The organism is Pseudomonas syringae group sp. J254-4 (genome assembly GCF_032586855.1).
GTDB lineage: Bacteria > Pseudomonadota > Gammaproteobacteria > Pseudomonadales > Pseudomonadaceae > Aquipseudomonas > Aquipseudomonas amygdali.
Window position 1 is genome coordinate 1 of sequence record NZ_JAWHOO010000017.1, and the last position, 17,932, is coordinate 17,932.

The 17,932-nt window shown below is 57.7% G+C and carries 17 protein-coding genes and 1 pseudogene; 14 read left to right on the forward strand and 4 right to left on the reverse strand.

Annotated elements, in window-relative coordinates; all coding sequences use genetic code 11:
- Positions 1-1,607, reverse strand: a pseudogene (locus tag RYB09_RS19050) (autotransporter outer membrane beta-barrel domain-containing protein); the annotation flags it as partial.
- Positions 1,608-1,859: 252 nt separating this feature from the next.
- Positions 1,860-3,053: an MFS transporter gene (locus RYB09_RS19055; protein WP_193601056.1), complete on the reverse strand. Its 1,194-nt coding sequence runs from the start codon at positions 3,051-3,053 to the stop codon at positions 1,860-1,862.
- A gap of 164 nt (positions 3,054-3,217) precedes the next feature.
- Between RYB09_RS19055 and RYB09_RS19060 the strand changes: the two genes are divergently transcribed.
- On the forward strand, positions 3,218-4,351 hold the full coding sequence (locus RYB09_RS19060; protein WP_058401500.1) for a lactonase family protein: 1,134 nt from the start codon (positions 3,218-3,220) through the stop codon (positions 4,349-4,351).
- A gap of 63 nt (positions 4,352-4,414) precedes the next feature.
- Here the strand turns inward: RYB09_RS19060 and RYB09_RS19065 are convergent, their stop codons facing one another.
- Both RYB09_RS19065 and RYB09_RS19070 read right to left on the reverse strand, forming a co-directional pair.
- On the reverse strand, positions 4,415-6,004 hold the full coding sequence (locus RYB09_RS19065) for an ABC-F family ATPase (protein WP_002553692.1): 1,590 nt from the start codon (positions 6,002-6,004) through the stop codon (positions 4,415-4,417).
- A gap of 398 nt (positions 6,005-6,402) precedes the next feature.
- Positions 6,403-7,251 carry a lipopolysaccharide biosynthesis protein gene (locus RYB09_RS19070; RefSeq protein WP_316889765.1) on the reverse strand — a complete coding sequence of 283 codons (849 nt, stop codon included), beginning with the start codon at positions 7,249-7,251 and terminating at the stop codon, positions 6,403-6,405.
- An 859-nt stretch (positions 7,252-8,110) separates the two neighbouring features.
- Between RYB09_RS19070 and RYB09_RS19075 the strand changes: the two genes are divergently transcribed.
- The 13 genes from RYB09_RS19075 to RYB09_RS19135 all read left to right on the forward strand — a co-directional run bounded on the left by RYB09_RS19075 (position 8,111) and on the right by RYB09_RS19135 (position 17,841).
- Complete coding sequence (locus tag RYB09_RS19075; protein ID WP_058401502.1) at positions 8,111-8,812, forward strand: DUF3053 domain-containing protein; 702 nt, start codon at positions 8,111-8,113, stop codon at positions 8,810-8,812.
- Positions 8,813-8,911: 99 nt separating this feature from the next.
- The gene (locus RYB09_RS19080) at positions 8,912-9,475 is read left to right on the forward strand and encodes a GNAT family N-acetyltransferase (protein WP_058401571.1); all 564 of its coding nucleotides are present in this window, start codon (positions 8,912-8,914) and stop codon (positions 9,473-9,475) included.
- A 119-nt stretch (positions 9,476-9,594) separates the two neighbouring features.
- Entirely contained in the window at positions 9,595-10,020 is a 426-nt protein-coding gene (locus tag RYB09_RS19085; RefSeq protein WP_122259859.1) for a DUF3830 family protein, read from the forward strand.
- 115 nt (positions 10,021-10,135) lie between these two features.
- A complete protein-coding gene (locus RYB09_RS19090) occupies positions 10,136-10,579 on the forward strand; it encodes a hemerythrin domain-containing protein (RefSeq protein ID WP_005743629.1) in 444 nt (147 codons plus the stop codon).
- Between the two features lie 49 nt (positions 10,580-10,628).
- Positions 10,629-10,988, forward strand: coding sequence for a hypothetical protein (locus tag RYB09_RS19095; protein WP_005743630.1), 360 nt, complete (start codon positions 10,629-10,631; stop codon positions 10,986-10,988).
- 375 nt (positions 10,989-11,363) lie between these two features.
- Positions 11,364-12,215, forward strand: a complete 852-nt coding sequence (locus RYB09_RS19100; RefSeq protein ID WP_002553699.1) for a transporter substrate-binding domain-containing protein — start codon at positions 11,364-11,366, stop codon at positions 12,213-12,215.
- 63 nt (positions 12,216-12,278) lie between these two features.
- Complete coding sequence (locus tag RYB09_RS19105) at positions 12,279-12,941, forward strand: amino acid ABC transporter permease (protein ID WP_002553700.1); 663 nt, start codon at positions 12,279-12,281, stop codon at positions 12,939-12,941.
- A gap of 9 nt (positions 12,942-12,950) precedes the next feature.
- Positions 12,951-13,613 carry an amino acid ABC transporter permease gene (locus tag RYB09_RS19110; protein WP_004665521.1) on the forward strand — a complete coding sequence of 221 codons (663 nt, stop codon included), beginning with the start codon at positions 12,951-12,953 and terminating at the stop codon, positions 13,611-13,613.
- Complete coding sequence (locus RYB09_RS19115) at positions 13,610-14,401, forward strand: amino acid ABC transporter ATP-binding protein (protein WP_002553702.1); 792 nt, start codon at positions 13,610-13,612, stop codon at positions 14,399-14,401. The genes RYB09_RS19110 and RYB09_RS19115 overlap by 4 nt, the downstream gene beginning before the upstream one ends.
- A gap of 40 nt (positions 14,402-14,441) precedes the next feature.
- Positions 14,442-14,828 carry a RidA family protein gene (locus RYB09_RS19120; protein WP_002553703.1) on the forward strand — a complete coding sequence of 129 codons (387 nt, stop codon included), beginning with the start codon at positions 14,442-14,444 and terminating at the stop codon, positions 14,826-14,828.
- 59 nt (positions 14,829-14,887) lie between these two features.
- Entirely contained in the window at positions 14,888-15,652 is a 765-nt protein-coding gene (locus tag RYB09_RS19125; protein WP_004658792.1) for an IclR family transcriptional regulator, read from the forward strand.
- Between the two features lie 31 nt (positions 15,653-15,683).
- Positions 15,684-16,889 carry an amino acid deaminase gene (locus RYB09_RS19130; protein ID WP_080396316.1) on the forward strand — a complete coding sequence of 402 codons (1,206 nt, stop codon included), beginning with the start codon at positions 15,684-15,686 and terminating at the stop codon, positions 16,887-16,889.
- Positions 16,890-16,917: 28 nt separating this feature from the next.
- The gene (locus RYB09_RS19135) at positions 16,918-17,841 is read left to right on the forward strand and encodes a sugar kinase (protein WP_058401506.1); all 924 of its coding nucleotides are present in this window, start codon (positions 16,918-16,920) and stop codon (positions 17,839-17,841) included.
- Positions 17,842-17,932 lie beyond the last annotated feature (91 nt).

Here is a 17,932-nt window from a genome sequence, read left to right on the forward strand (position 1 = left end):
GGCTCAGGGTTTGGGGGCGGGGCGGGCACAGGTTGCGGTGTTGGTGTCGGCTCGGGAACAGGTTCAGGAATCGGCTCAGGTGTCGGCTGGGGAGTTGGCTGTGCAGGTTCGGGGAGGGGCTCGACAGGGGGCGGCGCTGGCGTTGGCGGCGCAATCACTGCAGAGCGCAGGAACCAGCTGTTCTCAGAGCCGGCAGTGGCGCCGCCCTTGAACAGGTAATACTGATAAGCGCCTGCAGACAGCGGATTTTGCAACGAAAAGGCGCCGCTATCGCTGGTTGCACCGTTGATGGCTTGTACCACTTCAATGCCGTTGCCAAGGGTCAGGGCGCCCAGCCCACCCGCATTGCTGACGATCATGCGCGTAGAACCACTGATACGACCCTGTGCCACCACCAGTCGGTCGCTGGGGGATGCATCATCGCCCAGTGCCGAGAGCAACAGCAGCCGCCCGTTGTGGCCGGTGTAATTGCCGTTCACCGTCAATGTGCCAGTGAGCGCGCGGCCTGCATCGCTCACGTCCAGCGTTCCGGCATTCTCTAATGAAGCGAGGGATGCGGCGTGGAAGGGCGCAATGCTGCCCGAGTTCGAGATCAGCGTACTGGTGGAGTCAATGTTCAGAACGCCGGTGTTACTCACGCCGTCACCAATGACCAGCTTACCGGCCAGATTCAGCTGCGAGCCGTTACTCACGTTGACCGTCTCCCAGTTGGCATAGCGACCCGGCTGCGACGATACAGTGTTGTCGAAAGTCAGCACGTCATTGCCAGGGCCGCCGTCAAGCAACGGATTGGCGCTCAGGTAATATTCGCTCAGGTTGTACAGTCGCGCCGTATCATCGCCTTCGGCCATCAACACACTGCTGCGGGCGTAGCCGCTGTTCAGCCAGTTGAAACTGTCATTACCGGCGCTGGCGCGAACTTCACCGCGTATATCGCCACCGCTGAGGGTGATCTGGTCGTCGCCTCCGCTGACGCTGACATTGCCGCCCACGGAGCCGCCCGAGAGGGTGATCCTATCCCTGCCAAAGCCGGTTACCAGGTTGTTGATGATTGTGCCGCTGGACATTTCGAACACATTGTTGTCCAGCTTCATGTCGACGCGGCCAATGCTGCCGCCGGTCATCACCGCGACGTCGCCGTCCTCGAACGCGCGAATGATGGTGCCTCCGCTCATCAGGAAGGTATCTCGCCCGTCGCCCTGAGCCAGCGAGCCCAGCGTACCGCCGCTCATGAAAAAGTTGTCGGGATCGTCGCCCTGGTTCAGGCTGCCGCTGATCTCGCCCGCCGACAACGTGAATGAGTCGACCCCGGCACCTTGGGTGACGTTGCCCAGAATACGGCCTGACTGCATATCAACGTTGTCGACTCCTGCCCCGTAGCTGATATCGCCGGAGACCGTGCCTGTTCCGCCTGTTGGAAATATCAGAATGTGATCGCCGCTAAGGCCGATAAATGAACCGCTGATGCCACTGTCGCAGATTTGAACGCCGGGCGATGCCGAGGCCCCAAGTGCGCAGGCTCCCTCTGCACAGGACGGGATAATGGCCAACATCATGACCGGCAGGACATTACGGGTGTGGTACAGATGAATACAACGAATTTTCATGACAGCTCTCCCGGCCAGGCAGGCAGCAGGGAGGCAATCGAAACGGATCAAGGCGCCAGACTGCCACGCTCAGTGACGTCGCACCAAGGCTGGCGACGGTCGCTTTGCAGGCCTGTTTTCAAGGCCCGCAGTACGAAGTCAAGAGGTCGCTGGCCGATGCGTCAAGAAGTTGACCGACCGGTGGCGGGATTTAAACACTTGCTACCAACTATTGGAATTACAAGCAAAAAACTTATGCACTAAAGGTAGTGTTCATGCCGGATATGTTTGGTCGGCGGTGCGGCGTGATAACCAGATTGTCAGCGCCAGCGCGCACACCGACAGCAACGCCGCGTAAAAAAAGATCCAGTCATAGCCCTGACCCAAGGCGATAGCCCCCATTACAGGGCCGGCAATTGCCAGGGCCAGATCGAAGAACACTGCGTAGGCACTCAGACCTGCGCCTCGACTGGGGGTAGGCACGCTTTTGATCGCTTCCACGCCCAGCGCCGGGTAGATCAGCGACAGCCCCACACCGGTCAGCCCGGCCCCTGCCAGAGCAATGCCGCTGCTCGGTGACAGCCAGAGCATCAACAGCCCGCAGATCTCTACTGCCATACAGACGATGGCCGCGTTATAGCCGCCGAGCCGGTTGATGGCGCCGATGAACAGCAGGCGGGCGAGGATAAAGCACACGCCAAACATGCTCAGGCAATAAGCCGCGCCTTCCCAGCCACGGCTCAGATAAAACAGGGTGATGAACGTGGTCAGCGTGCCGTAGCCGATAGAGGACAGCGTCAGTCCCAGACCATAAGGCGCGATACGGCCGAACACTGACCAATAGGGCAGGCGCTCACCGGCTACGACCGGCACCGATGGCTTGTTGCGGATCAGCCACAGCGCCATCCCGGCCATCACCATCAAGGCGACCCCCAGGCTGTTGAAACCCACAGTATCTATGACTACCACGCCCAGCGGTGCACCAATGGCTATCGCACCATAGGACGCGATGCCGTTCCACGAAATTGATCGGGCCGTGTGTTCAGATCCGAGCTTGCCGATGCACCAACTGATGGTGCCAACCCCGATAAGCCCTTGGGAAACGCCGAGAAACAGTCGCGCAACGATCAGAATCGACAGGCTCAGCGTGGCAAACTCCTGAAGCAGCGTTGCCAGTAACGTCATGCTGCCACTGATGACGATGCCCCACAGTCCGAACACGATAGAGCGCTTGCTGCCCAGCGTGTCGGTCGCCCGGCCGGCAAAAGGTCGACTCAGCAGCGTTGCCAGGTATTGCGAGGCAATGGTCAGGCCGGCAATCAACGGGCTGAAACCCAACTGGTCGTGAACATAGCCGGGTAGCACCGCAATAGGCAGACCGATGCACAGGAAGGCGATGAATGTGTAGAAAACGATGGAAACGATTTGCAGGGTAATCGTCATGGAACCGGAGTGTGCGGCAGGCATTGGGCTCTTCGCTGGCAGGCGGTGGGAGTGCCTCATCATGGCGTGCACTGTGACTAAAAGAAAGCAGGCTAACGGTTTTATATGGGCGGGTTATCAGGCAGTTGCTGTTCTGCAGATATGGTCATAGGATGACTGATCACACCACAATAATAAAAAGGTTTGCCATGAGAAATATTCTGTTGCTGGCCGCTGCAGTCGGTTGTTCGTTTGGCCTGCCTGCCCAGGCAGCCACGTTTGCTTACATATCCAGTCCCACCGACGGCCTGATATCTCAATACCGTCTGGATGAGCAGAGCGGCGCGCTCAGCCTGGTCGAGCAGACAAAAGCCGGAGATCAGGTCAATCCGATGGCCATCTCACCGGACGGCAAAGCGTTATTTGCGGCGCTGCGTTCCAAGCCTTATCAAGTGCTGAGTTTCAGCATCGAGCCTGCAACAGGGCATCTCAAGCCGCTGAGCCAGGCACCATTGGCCGAGAGCCTGGCCTACCTGTCTACCGATCGCAGCGGGCGCTTCCTGTTCGGCGCGTCGTATGGTGCCGATTTGCTCAGCGTCCAGCCCATCGATGCGCAACACCGCCCAAGCGACAGTATCCAGACCTACAAGACCGGCATGCATGCGCATTCGGTGCGCACCGACCCGAGCAACCGTTTTGCATACGCCGGTAATCTTGGTGTTGATCGTGTTCTGCAATACCGGCTGGAGCCAAAGGACGGCAAGCTTGTGCCCATTGGCGAGGGCTATGTTGCTGTTACCGAGAATACCGGCCCACGCCACTTGGCATTTTCGTCCGATGGCAAATTTCTGTACGTGGTCGGCGAAATGAGTGGCACCGTCACTGCGTTCGCGATCAACCAGAAAACCGGTGCGTTGAAGCAGACAAGCACGGCGGACGGTATCCCGAAACGCTTGAACCTGGCGCCGGGGCAGGCCCGCGATGCGCGCAACAATGATCTCAAGGATGACCCCACCCCGCGTATCTGGGCGGCAGACATTCGCCTCGCGCCGAATGGCAGGTTGCTGTTTATCAGCGAGCGCACTACCAGCAGCGTGTCGGTGTTCAAGGTCGAGCCTGCCAGTGGCAAGGTGACGTTTGTCGAAAACTATCCGGTGCAGGAAAAACAGCCACGCAACATCGCAGTGTCACCCAATGGGCGCTGGTTGCTGGTGAGCGGTGAGAAAAGCGACAAGGTCGGCAGTTACGCCATTGCGGCGAACGGTGCCTTGCAGCGGGTCAGCGAAGCGCCCTCGGGCAAGGGTGCGCTGTGGATTGAAATGCTCAGCCAGCCGGGCCAGTAGCGGTTTTGAAAATAAAAAGCCCTGTCACAAGACAGGGCTTTTTGCTGTAGCAGCCTGACAGGCTTAGAACGAAACGCCCTGGCTGCGCAGGTAGTCGTCGTAGGTACCGCTGAAGTCGATTACGCCGCTTGGGCTGAGTTCGATGATGCGGGTTGCCAGCGAGGACACGAACTCGCGGTCGTGGCTGACGAAAATCAGGGTGCCCGGGTAGTTTTCCAGCGCAAGGTTCAGCGCTTCGATGGATTCCATATCCAAGTGGTTGGTCGGTTCGTCCATCACCAGCACGTTCGGTTTTTGCAGGATCAGCTTGCCGAACAGCATGCGGCCCTGTTCACCACCGGAAATCACTTTGACCGACTTGAGGATCTCGTCATTGGAGAACAGCATGCGGCCCAGAGTGCCACGTACCATTTGCTCGCCGCCTTGCGTCCACTGGCCCATCCAGTCGAAGAGGGTAGATTCGTCTTCGAAATCGTGAGCGTGGTCCTGAGCGTAGTAACCGATTTCCGCTGCTTCGGTCCACTTGACCGTGCCTGCATCCGGTTGCAACTCGTTGACCAGGGTGCGCAGCAGGGTGGTCTTGCCGATGCCGTTCGGACCGATGATTGCAACACGTTCGCCGGCTTCGACCTGGAAGCTGAAGTCCTTGAACAGTGTCTTGCCGTCGAAGCCTTTGGCCATGCGATCGACAATGACTGCCTGACGGTGCAGCTTTTTGGTCTGTTCGAAACGAATGAACGGGCTGACACGGCTGGACGGCTTGACCTCGGCCAGCTGGATCTTGTCGATCGCCTTGGCTCGGGACGTGGCCTGCTTGGCTTTCGATGCGTTGGCCGAAAAGCGGCTGACGAACGATTGCAGCTCGGAGATCTGCGCTTTCTTCTTGGCGTTGTCGGACAGCAACTGCTCGCGGGACTGGGTCGCCACGGTCATGTACTCGTCATAGTTGCCCGGGAACAGGCGCAACTCGCCGTAATCCAGATCGGCCATGTGCGTGCACACGCTGTTCAGGAAGTGACGGTCGTGGGAGATGATGATCATCAGGCTGTTACGCTGGGTGAGGATGTTTTCCAGCCAGCGAATGGTGTTGATGTCCAGGTGGTTGGTTGGTTCGTCGAGCAGCAGCACTTCCGGATCGGAGAACAGTGCCTGCGCCAGCAGAACGCGCAGCTTCCAGCCGGGCGACACTTCGCTCATCGGGCCGTTGTGCTGCTCGATGCCGATACCCAGGCCCAGCAGCAGTTCGCCGGCACGGGACTCGGCAGTGTAGCCGTCCATTTCCGCAAACTCGGTTTCCAGCTCGGCCACGGCCATGCCGTCGTCTTCGCTCATTTCCGGCAGCGAGTAGATGCGGTCGCGCTCGGCCTTGACCTTCCACAGCTCTTCATGACCCATGATCACGGTGTCGAGCACCGTGAATTCTTCGTAGGCGAACTGATCCTGGCGCAGCTTACCCAGTCGTACGTTCGGCTCCAGCATCACCTGACCGCCCGAAGGCTCAAGGTCGCCACCGAGGATTTTCATGAAGGTGGATTTGCCGCAGCCGTTCGCGCCAATCAGGCCGTAACGGTTACCGGCGCCAAACTTGACCGAGACGTTCTCGAACAAGGGTTTGGGGCCGAACTGCATCGTGATGTTAGCTGTGGAGATCAATTACTTTACCTATCAATAACTTGGGCAATAACTGGGGAGCGCTGGTGTCAGCGGGTGTCGGGTTCTAGACCCGACCGGAGCTGTTCAGCCTGCTCCGCCTGAGCATGAGCTGATCCAACGGGCATACGTCTACAGCAACGGCAGCCTGCCATGGCCGCGTTGCCGGGATATGAATGTGGGGGTTCATGCCAGACATTGGCGCGCATTGTCGCATAGGTCGGGCGGCAGGGACATGGTGGACAGTGCCGGATTGCCGAGTTGTCTGCGTTGCGGTTCGCTCAGGTGCCTGTCGGGTAGCATTGCTCAAGGCGTTTGCGCAGGGCAGAGGCAGGTGCGATTTCAAAGGAAGTCGCAGAAGAAAGAGACTGGGTCGTCAAGTTGCCTGATCGGGAGGTCGTTTACGTTCGGCTGGCGTTGTAACGGGCGACGCTTACTTTAAGCCGGGCCTCATCAATGCTCAACCTGGGAATGACTTCATCTGGAACTCGCGAGCTGTCGGACAAATTGAACACCTGAAAATCATCCCCGACTACCTGTTTCGACATAAGTTCCAGTGACGGGAGAATTCTTGATTCGTAGTGCTGGTCCAGTCCACAAGGCGAGCGCATATCTGTCGACGATTCATAGAACCGGCCTGCAGACTGATTCATATCAAAGCCTACGAGAAAGACACTATCAAAACCAAGGTGATAGGACAATTGCAAGGCGAGATACATGACCGTACGTGCGTCGAAAAAAACCAGTTCCAGATTTTTGCTGAAGCCGATATCCCTGCTTCTATGACTCCATAAAGACAGTTTTCTGACCAGCGCATCTTCTCGTGAACAGAGCGCTGCAACCGTCGACAACCTCGGTGATTTCTTCAGCGCATAGGCGTGCCCGGAAGGCCTGGGAATACCGGAGTTGAACTGGTCCTCCCACAGGCCGACGTTCTCGCTCTCGCGCATTGCCGCGGCGAACAGCTCGGGCTGCTGGTTGGGAAAGTCCCGGTCAGTACACACGTAGAACAATGGCTTGATGTTCGTTCCTGCAAACATCGAGAACGCCCCGTTCATGGTAATCATCGGGGTGTCCGAAAAGTCCCGGATCGGAAAGTTTCTGGCAGATTGACCTGAACCAATCAGAAGAACCGGGCCTTTTCTGGTGCCCCTGCATTTGCCGAAATCAAGTACGCGGGTCGGCTTCGGAATGTGATCTTCAGCTGACTTTCGAAGATAAACCGCCGCATTGATGGATTGACTAGTCATGACTACCCCATGAGCACTAGTGGCAAATTAGTTAGGGTATTTGGCGCGCAATGCTATTGGCTGCTGGCCATTAGTTCAATATCAAAGAGTTTCAATAGCGTATCAAACTGGAAACATTAAGCCACAGGTTGGTGATTAATTTTTGAAGATTTTTTCTTGCGTTAGAGGATTTTTAGGATGTAATGCACGTCCTGCAGTATTATTTAATACTAAATAGCCAGTATCAAGCTCGCGGTTAATGCACCTGCCGCTAGATGCGCTTAGTGCAATATTACTGAGCATGCATACAGGCTTCGCGCTGTACGAGGGGAGGGAGGCGGGAGAGGGTGAGGCTGCAAGGCCCGGCTATCACCGGGCCTCCTTGTTGTGGCGAATTTATTGATAGCTAATCGGATTTCCGTTCCTGCCGCTTCCTCCTGAACCAGCTCCCCAGCGCGTGGAAAGGGTGAATGAACATCGCAATCGCTCCGAGCAGAAAGACGATGGAGACAAGGATCAGGCCCAGGCCCTCGTGTGCAAACATAGTGATTGACTCCTGTTGTTCACTTTGTCGGTGCGCTGAAGACTAGTCGCTGAAACGTTTCACCTCATGAAGAAATGTTAATGAACTTTCCTGAAAAGGCTGCCAGGCGAGCTTTTTGCAGTGCTGATTCTGTTGCGCCGACACTCTGAAGTACCTGCGTTTGCTGACTCAAATAGCCGAGGGGGAGCGGGTTTTCCATGCGCCGTTCTGGTGATGAGGCGTCGCAAAATTCATCCGCTGCGGAACTAGATGAAGTGATGACGAGACTATAAGCACGCTCGCGTTCGTCAGGCCATGCCGATGACCGCGCATTCTCATCACCCGGAGGTTCCTGACATGAAGTCCCTTTTCCGTCCAGTCTTGCTGCTGGCTGTTGCTTTACCCCTGTTGCTGACCGGCTGCGGGGATAAGGAGCCCGAGCAACGCACTGCGTTCACTCAGTTCCTGCAAACCCGAATTATCGACAAGCCAGGTGTGCACGTTCCCAAACTGACGGACGATGAAAAGAAAGCCTTTGGTGACTACAGCTCGCACTATGCCGTTATTTCCGACTTCGGCGCGGGTATGGACACCGCTGTACAGCCTCTCGCCGGCTTGATGCAGAAAGGATCCTTTCGTTCGGTAAGCGATGTCATTCAACGTCGCGCAGACCTGGCTGCCGTGCAGACAGGTCTGGATGAAGTCGGCGAGAAGCTGACCATCGAGCAGGGCAAGGCCGATGCGGCACATGCCAAACTCAAGCAGCCCGATGACTTGAAAGTCGTTTATGACAAGGCGTATGACAGGACTGTGAGCGTACCCGCCAACACGTTCCGTGAAGTCTTGCCGCAAATAAAGGGCACGTTTTCGAGTGGCCTGAAGGTTGCCGATTATGTGGACGCGCACAAATCGCAAATCGATATCTCCGGTTCGGCGATAACCGTCAAGGACCCGGTCGTACAGGCTGAACTCAACAAATTGCTGCAAGAGCTGAACGATCAGGGCAAAAACGCTCAGCAGGCTCAGGCTCGTCTGCAATCGCTCATGACCGGTCGCTGAGATTGAGCTGACGGCTTGCCCCGGTCTTGTTGCCGGGTCAGGCCGTGTGTCGGGTATGATTCGCGTGTCTTTTTGCCTGCCCTAGGGCCTGTCTGCTTGATAATCAAACCTCTCCCATCGACGATTGCCCTGCGTGAAGCAGTGCCCGCTGACGCTATCTGCCTGAGCGCGCTGGGCATGCAGGTCTTTCTCGACACCTACGCAACGCAAGGCATCCGTGAGTCCATTGCGCGCGAAGCCCTCGAGGCATTTTCTCCGCAGGCGTTTGCGCATCTGCTTGGCGCATCGGAAACGCTCATTATCGTGGCTGAATCTCTTGGGCATCTGATCGGCTTCGCTCAGGTAACGCTGTGCGTCGATCACCCGATGCTCGGCGTATCGACGGCTGCCGAGTTGCAACGCCTCTATGTGCAGGAACGCTTCACTGGATGTGGAGCAGGGCGACTGTTACTCGAAGCCGCCGAGCAGCGCGCTACGGCCAGAAAGGCCGCGTTGATGTGGGCGACTGTCTGGGTTGGCAACCCGCGCGCGTTGGGGTTTTATCCGCGGCAGGGTTATGAAGTAAAAGGTTCGCCACGTTATGAGTTTCAGGGCGAAACACATGAGAATCGGCTGTTCGCCAAACTGCTCGGCGGGTCAGATCCGGCGCGGACTTCTGTTTGATTAACGATTGCAGCTGCCTGCCTCCCTGTGAGCGCAGCGGAACTCCGTGACGCCTCACAAGACTCGCGTTTATCCTTGCGCACCATTCTGAGCATTGTTGCCTTCAAGGAGTCCTTGCAGTGACCACCATCAAAATTACCGCGGGCGGATACGAGTTTCTGGCCGAAGCCAATCCGGATGCGCCGCAAACGGTGGAAGCATTTCTCAAGCTGCTACCTTATAGGCAGAAATTCATCCATGTGCGCTGGAGTGGTGAGGGCTGCTGGGTGCCACTGGATGATTATCAATTGAAGCTGGATGACACGTTGATCGGTTTCGAGAACGCGACCAGTCATCCTTCTGTCGGCGACATTCTGTTCTATCCGGGCGGTTACAGCGAAACCGAGATTATCCTGGCGTACGGTTCGTGCTGTTTCGCCAGCAAGATGGGCCAACTGGCCGGCAATCATTTTCTGACCATTACTCAAGGCAAGGAAAACCTGCGCAAACTGGGCGTCAAGACGCTTTGGGAAGGCGCTCAGGATGTGCTTTTCGAGCTTGCCTGAGCCTGCGGTTAGCGCGCAGTAGTCATTTGCCAGCATTTCTCGGAACTGCTGATCTTCGCCAGGGGTCTAGTCCACAATGCTTCCAGCTCCCGGAAGCCGACCTGGAGACAAGACCTTGAATATCTTTGAAGCATTGCGTGAAAGCCATGATCGTCAGCGCGGTTACGCCGACGCACTGATCCAGACCAGCGGCGACAGTGTCGAACGAGAGAAAGCCTACAAACAGCTCAAGGATGAGCTTCAAGCTCATGAGACAGCCGAAGAACGGTTTTTCTATATACCCCTGATGGCCCACGACAATGGCGTGGACCTCAGCCGCCATGCCATTTCCGAGCATCATGAAATGGACGAGATGATGGAAGAGCTCGATGAAACCGAGATGTCCAGCCCGGCCTGGCTGGCGACTGCGAAAAAGCTGTCGGAAAAAGTGCATCACCACTTGAAGGAAGAAGAGCAGAAGTTCTTTCAGATGGCAGGCAAGTTACTTGATGAAAAGCAGAAAGAGAGCCTGGCTGGTGAATACGTGAAGGAATACGAAGAGCAATTGGCTGAGGGGTAACAGGCCCGTGCAGTGCTAGAATCGGCTTTTTTATCAGCGAAGGCACGACATGAAGTTTCTGTTTTTGACGAGCGCAACGGTGATTGCGGCGACGGTTCTGGCCGGGTGCGCAGCGCCTTCAAACTCGGCACGTGCGGCAGGGCCATTCAAGGTCCTGTCGAGTGCCAAGCAGGATGCCGCCGTTGCCCAGTGCATTCAGGTGACCTGGCAGAACGAAGCGATGTTTGGCACATCGTCAGATGTGTTCCTGCATGATCTTTCCGGTGGCGGCTTCACCGTTTTCACTACTGAATCCAGGTATTTCGCAGACGTACACGCCAAAGGTCCTGCCACTGCTGTCGAGTTCTACGCTCCGCAGGGCGATACCCAGGCCGCCTTGCGATCTGCTGCGATTGCTACCTGCCTCTGAATGATGCTGTTCGTCATGCCTCAACCGGACTGACTTTCTTGCCAATGCTCCTGCATTGGCAAGCAGTTCCTGGTGCTTTGCACCTGTCTTCACTGCGGCGCGACCGTTGCGCCTGCACCAGTACTGCGTACTCGACCGCGGCGCGCGCACAAGAATGGGGCCTTACCACTCATTTGTGACAAAAGGTAGCGGTGCCCTCAAGTCGTAATATCACCCAGCCATCAATTCCTTCATCTCCAGCCTTTTGATTTGCCTCGAGATTTTTATGCGGTGTTTTTCGCAGGCCTCGTATGGCACACTTTCTGCTGTCTATTCCGTTGTTACATACTACTGTCCGCTATAGCGGAATAAAAATACTTCGGCGGAGTCTATGTCATGCATCGCGGACCTTCTTTTGTGAAAGCTTGTGCATTTGTCCTTGCAGCCTCATTCACGCTGGCCAACGCGGCTCAGGCCGCCGAAGGCAGCAAGCTGGATGCAGTATTGAAACGTGGCAATCTGGTGGTGGGTACAGGCAGTACCAACGCCCCGTGGCATTTTCAGGGAGCGGACGGCAAGTTGCAGGGTTTCGATATCGACATCGGCAGGATCATCGCCAAGGGCCTGTTCAATGACCCGAGCAAGGTCGAGTTTGTGGTGCAGTCATCGGATGCGCGAATTCCCAATTTGCTGACTGACAAGGTCGACATCAGTTGCCAGTTCATCACCGTTACCGCCAGTCGTGCACAGCAGGTGGCGTTCACCTTGCCGTACTACCGCGAAGGCGTAGCGTTGTTGCTGCCTGCCAACAGTAAATACAAGGAAATAGACGACCTTAAAGCCGCGGGCGACGGAGTGACCGTTGCTGTGCTGCAAAACGTATATGCCGAAGAGCTGGTGCATCAGGCGCTGCCCAAAGCCAAGGTCGATCAGTACGACAGCGTCGACCTGATGTACCAGGCGATCAACTCGGGCCGCGCCGACACGGCAGCCACCGATCAGTCTTCAGTGAAGTACCTGATGGTGCAGAACCCTGGCCGCTACCGCTCGCCGGCTTTTGCCTGGAGCCCGCAAACCTACGCTTGTGCCGTCAAACGTGGCGATCAGGACTGGTTGAACTTCGTCAACACCGCCTTGCATGAAGCCATGACCGGTGTCGAGTTCCCGGCTTACGCCGCCTCGTTCAAGCAATGGTTTGGTGTCGATCTGCCTGTGCCTGCAATCGGTTTCCCGATGGAATACAAATAAGTCCACTCTGACCTTCAAGGGCAGGGCAGGCCATCGGGCTTTCCCTGCCAGGTACGGGCAAGCATGAATTATCAATTGAATTTTGATGCCGTATGGCGCGACTTTCCCAGCTTGCTGGCGGGGTTGGGCCTGGGGCTGGAACTGGCCCTGATCTCGATCGCCATCGGCTGTGTGATCGGGTTGGCAAATGCATTTGCGCTGCTGTCACGTTACAAGGCACTGCGAATTGTCGCGTCGATCTACGTCACCGTGGTGCGCAACACGCCCATTCTGGTGTTGATACTGCTGATCTACTTCGCCTTGCCCGGGCTGGGCATTCGCCTGGACAAGCTGGCGTCGTTCATTGTCACGCTGTCGCTGTACGCCGGTGCCTATCTGACCGAAGTCTTCCGTGCCGGTTTGCTGAGCATCCACAAAGGTCAGCGCGAAGCAGGGTTGGCCATCGGTCTGGGCGAGTGGCAGGTGAGGGCATACATCATCGTGCCGGTGATGTTGCGCAACGTGTTGCCAGCGCTATCCAACAATTTCATTTCGCTGTTCAAGGACACCTCGCTGGCAGCCGCCATTGCGGTGCCGGAGTTGACCTATTACGCGCGCAAGATCAACGTCGAAAGCTACCGGGTGATCGAAACCTGGCTGGTGACCACTGCACTCTACGTAGTGGCCTGCTATGTGATCGCCATGCTGTTGCGCACCCTCGAACAACGTCTGGCGATTCGCCGCTAGGAGGCTGTCATGTATCAACCCCCTGGCTGGTTGCAGGAATTGTGGACCGCGAGAGAAGTGCTCTGGTCCGGCTTTTTGACCAGTATCCAGTGCTCGGCGCTGGCGATTGCTGCGGGCACGTTGATCGGCATGCTTGCCGGTCTGGTGCTGACCTACGGCGGATTCTTCGCACGGTTGCCGATCCGGCTTTATGTGGATCTGATTCGCGGTACGCCGGTGTTCGTGCTGGTGCTGGCAGTCTTTTACATGGTCCCGGCGCTGGGCTGGCAGATCAGCGCGTTTCAGGCTGGCGCAATAGGCCTGACGTTGTTCTGCGGCTCTCACGTATCGGAAATCGTGCGCGGTGCCCTGCAGGCCATTCCCGCTGGCCAGCTGGAGGCTGGCAAGGCGATCGGGCTGCGTTTCAATCAGTCGCTGCGCTATGTGTTGTTGCCGCAGGCCATGCGCCAGATCCTGCCGACGTGGGTCAATTCCTCGACCGAGATCGTCAAGGCTTCGACACTGCTTTCAGTCATCGGTGTGGCTGAACTGTTGTTGAGCACTCAGCAGGTGATTGCGCGCACGTTCATGACCCTGGAGTTCTACCTGTTTGCAGGTTTTCTGTTCTTTCTCATCAATTACGCCATTGAGCTTCTTGGGCGGCAAATCGAAAAACGGGTGGCATTGCCATGACACAGACTCATACCGCAACCCCCGGCCCGGCGCTGCTCAGCATCGAAGGCCTGCACAAGTCCTACGGCGCAGTGGAAGTGCTCAAGGGGGTCGATCTGCGTATGCAGAAAGGCAACGTTGTTACCCTGATCGGTTCCAGCGGCTCGGGCAAGACCACCTTGCTGCGCTGCGTCAATCTGCTTGAAGAGTTTCAGGGCGGTCATATCCGGCTTGAGGGGCAGGATATCGGTTACAGCGACGTAGACGGCAAGCGTACCCGTCATCCGGAGCGGGTTATCGCACAGCACCGGGCAATGACTGGCATGGCGTTTCAGCAATTCAACCTGTTTCCGCACCTCAGCGCCTTGCAGAACGTGACCCTGGGTCTGCTCAAGGTCAAGAAGATGCCCAAGGATCAGGCCATTGCCCTGGCGGAAAAGTGGCTGGACCGGGTCGGGCTGCTGGAGCGCCGCAATCACTTTCCCGGCCAGTTGTCCGGTGGTCAGCAGCAGCGGGTCGCAATTGCCCGCGCCATTGCCATGAATCCCAGCCTGATGTTGTTCGATGAAGTCACTTCTGCGCTCGACCCGGAGTTGGTCGGCGAAGTGCTGAGCGTTATCAAGGACCTGGCCGAGGACGGCATGACCATGCTGCTGGTGACTCACGAAATGCGTTTCGCCTATGAGGTTTCAGACCAGATCGTATTCATGAATCAAGGGCGCATCGAGGAGCAGGGGCCACCCAAGACACTGTTCGAGCAACCGAAATCGACGCGCTTGAGCGAATTCCTCAAGAACATCCGTTTTTAACGTTTCACGACGTCCAATGCTTCAAGACAAGGAAAAACTCATGACTATTACCCGTTATGGCGCAGGCAGCACCGCAGGGGGCGGCCAGCCACGTCCATTCGCCCGAGCAGTCGAGGCCGACGGCTGGCTGCACGTTTCCGGCCAGGTGCCTGCGCAGGATGGCGAGATTATCGTCGGCGGTATCGTCGAGCAAACGCACCAGACCATGCGCAACCTGATCGCGATCCTCGACGAAGCCGGTTATGCGCTCGAAGACGTAGTGCGTGTCGGCGTGTGGCTGGAAGACCCACGGGACTTCTGGAGTTTCAACAAGGTGTTCGGTGAATACTTCAGCCCCGAGCATGCACCGGCGCGCGCTTGCGTGCAGGCCAGCATGATGGTCGACTGCAAGGTCGAAATCGACTGTATTGCTTATAGGCGCAAGTAGCAGCTTCAAGCCAGAAGCCTCGGGTTATCTGGCTTACAGCTCTACTTAAGGAATGAGTCATGACTGAAGACACAATCAAGCGCCGGGCACGTGGACTGGACCGGGCGTTCGATATTCTGGATTTCCTCAAGGAAAAGGCCAGACCCATGCGTCCCAACGAAATTGCCAGCGGAATCGGCAGCCCCAAATCGACGGTTTACGAGCTGGTGGCGTCGCTGCTGGAGCGGCGTATTCTGGAGACGGTCGGCAAGGACGGGCATGTCTACCTTGGCCGCCAGTTGTACTTTCTCGGTCAGGCGCATTTGCGGCACTTCGATTTCACTCGCGAGGCGGAAGTCTGCCTGGGCGAGATCGTCAGCCAGACGCGGGAAACCGCGCAGATGTGCCTGCTCAATGGCCGAAAATACACCGTTGCGCTGATGAAAGAGGGTGAGCGGCATTTCAGGATTTCCTCGGACATCGGTGAAAACGCGCCCATCCCGTGGACCGCTTCCGGGCGTCTGCTGCTCAGCCACCTCAGCGATCAGCAGATCATCGACCTGATTGATCCCGACGATTTCATCCTCCCGGGTGGCGAGCGTCTGCCGCTGGAAACCTTCTTGCGGGAAATCCGCAAGGCGGGCGAAGAGGGTTTCTTCTCCTTCGATAGCGTGGCCGACACCTTCACGCACTGTTTCGCCGCGCCGGTGAAAAACGAGCACGGTCAGTGCATCGCAACCCTGTGCATTGTCGCGCCGCGTGCCGATGCCAAGACCCATTACGACGACTATCGACGGGTGCTGATCGACAGCGCCAATGGCCTGGCTCGTCGAATAAACGAATAACTGCAGGAGATTACTGATGAGCATCGCTGTCATGGACACCGCCGTCATGGACAAGGGCACTGCACAGCCGGGCGACAGCCTGGTCACTGATGTCAGCCTGCCTGCACTGGTCATCCATCGTCAGGCGCTGGATCACAATATTCGCTGGATGCAACGTTTTGTCAGCGACAGCGGTGCAGAACTGGCACCGCATGGCAAGACCAGCATGGTACCGGCGCTGTTTCGGCGACAGCTGGACGCGGGCGCATGGGGCATGACCCTCGCCACGGCGGTCCAGACCCAGGCCGCTTATGCGCATGGCGTACGGCGGGTGTTAATGGCCAACCAGTTGGTCGGCGCGCCGAACATGGCGGTGATTGCCGATCTGCTGGCTGACCCGATGTTCGAGTTTCACTGCATGGTCGATCACCCGGACAATGTCGCTGCACTGGGCCAGTTTTTCGCGGCACGCGGCCTGCGTCTGAACGTGATGATCGAATATGGCGTGCCCGGTGGACGCTGCGGCTGTCGCAGCGAAGCGCAGGTGCTGGCCCTGGCTGACGCTGTTCAGGCCCAGCCGGCGCTGGCGTTGACGGGTATCGAGGGTTACGAAGGCGTCATCCACGGCGACCATGCCATCGATGGCATCAAGGCTTTTGCGGCGTCGCTGGTGCGCCTGGCTGTCGACCTGCAGGACAAGGGCGCATTCGCTTTGGATCGCCCGATTGTCACTGCATCCGGCTCGGCGTGGTACGACCTGATCGCTGAAGCATTCGATGCCCGGGCCGTTCGCGAACGGTTCCTCAGCGTGCTGCGCCCCGGCAGTTATGTGGTGCATGACCACGGTATCTACAAGGATGCGCAGTGCTGCGTGCTGGACCGACGTGCCGAGCTGAGCGAAGCGCTGCGTCCTGCGCTGGAGGTCTGGGCGCATGTGCAGTCCATGCCGGAGCCGGGTTTTGCGGTGATCGCCATGGGCAAGCGCGACGTTGCCTACGATGCAGGGCTGCCCAACCCGCTGCTGCGTTACAAAGCGGGCGTGCAGCCTGCATCAGGCGACGACGTCAGTGCCTGCAAAGTGACTGCCGTGATGGATCAGCACGCTTTCATGACCGTCGCGCCCGGGTGCGAGTTGAAGGTTGGCGACATCATTTCCTTCGGTACCTCACACCCGTGTCTGACCTTCGACAAGTGGCGTTCAGGTTGTCTGGTTGATAATGACATGCGAGTGATCGAGCCTTTCAGCACCTATTTCTAGTTCCGGTATTGGCAGGAGTAATCGTCTCATGAGCCTTCCACGGGTCGCCCTTATCGGCGAATGCATGATCGAGTTGCAGCAGCATGCCGACGGCAGCCTGCGTCAGAGCTTCGGCGGTGACACGCTCAATACGGCGGTTTACCTTGCCCGATTGTTGGGTGAGCGGGCCAAGGTGGATTACGTAACGGCGCTGGGTGATGACAGCTTCAGCGATGCAATGTGCCGGATCTGGGCGGATGAGGGCATTGGTCTGGGCAAGGTGCAGCGCCTGCCGGGGCGTTTGCCCGGGCTCTACTGCATCCAGACCGATGCCAATGGCGAGCGCCGTTTTCTCTACTGGCGCAACGAAGCCGCCGTACGGGACTGTTTCATGACGCCCGCGGCCGAGCCGATTCTCGCGGCGCTGGCCAGCTACGACGTGCTTTATTTCAGCGGTATCACCCTGGCGGTACTTGGCGAGCAGGGCCGCGCCCGATTGCTGGAAGCGCTGGGCCGTGCTCGCCAACGTGGGGTCAGGGTTGCCTTCGACAATAACTATCGGCCTCGGCTGTGGGCCAGCGTGGAGCAGGCCCGTGAGGCCTATCAGGCATGTCTGCAGCATGTGGATCTGGCGTTGCTCACCGAAGACGATGAGCAGGCGCTCTATGGTTATGCAGACAGTGAGCAATTGCTGGCGGCCTATCGGGGTCGTGGCATCGGTGAGATCGTCGTCAAGCGCGGCGCGCAAAGTTGTCTTGTGGAAGCCGGCGGCGAGCGTTTCGACATTGCGTCGCAAAAGGTCGAGCGCGTCGTCGATACCACGGCAGCAGGGGACTCGTTCAGCGCTGCCTATCTGGCCGCCCGGCTCATGGGGGAACACCCGCGACAGGCTGCCGAAGCCGGTCATCGTCTGGCCAGTGTCGTGATTCAACACCCGGGTGCGCTGGTGCCAAAATCGGTCATGCCAGTCTGATGGCACCTGCGACGGAACATGCAGTTGATCGGCTAACGCACTGACAGACAAGCATTTCGCTGGAACCTGCGCGCAAATCCGGCCACCATAG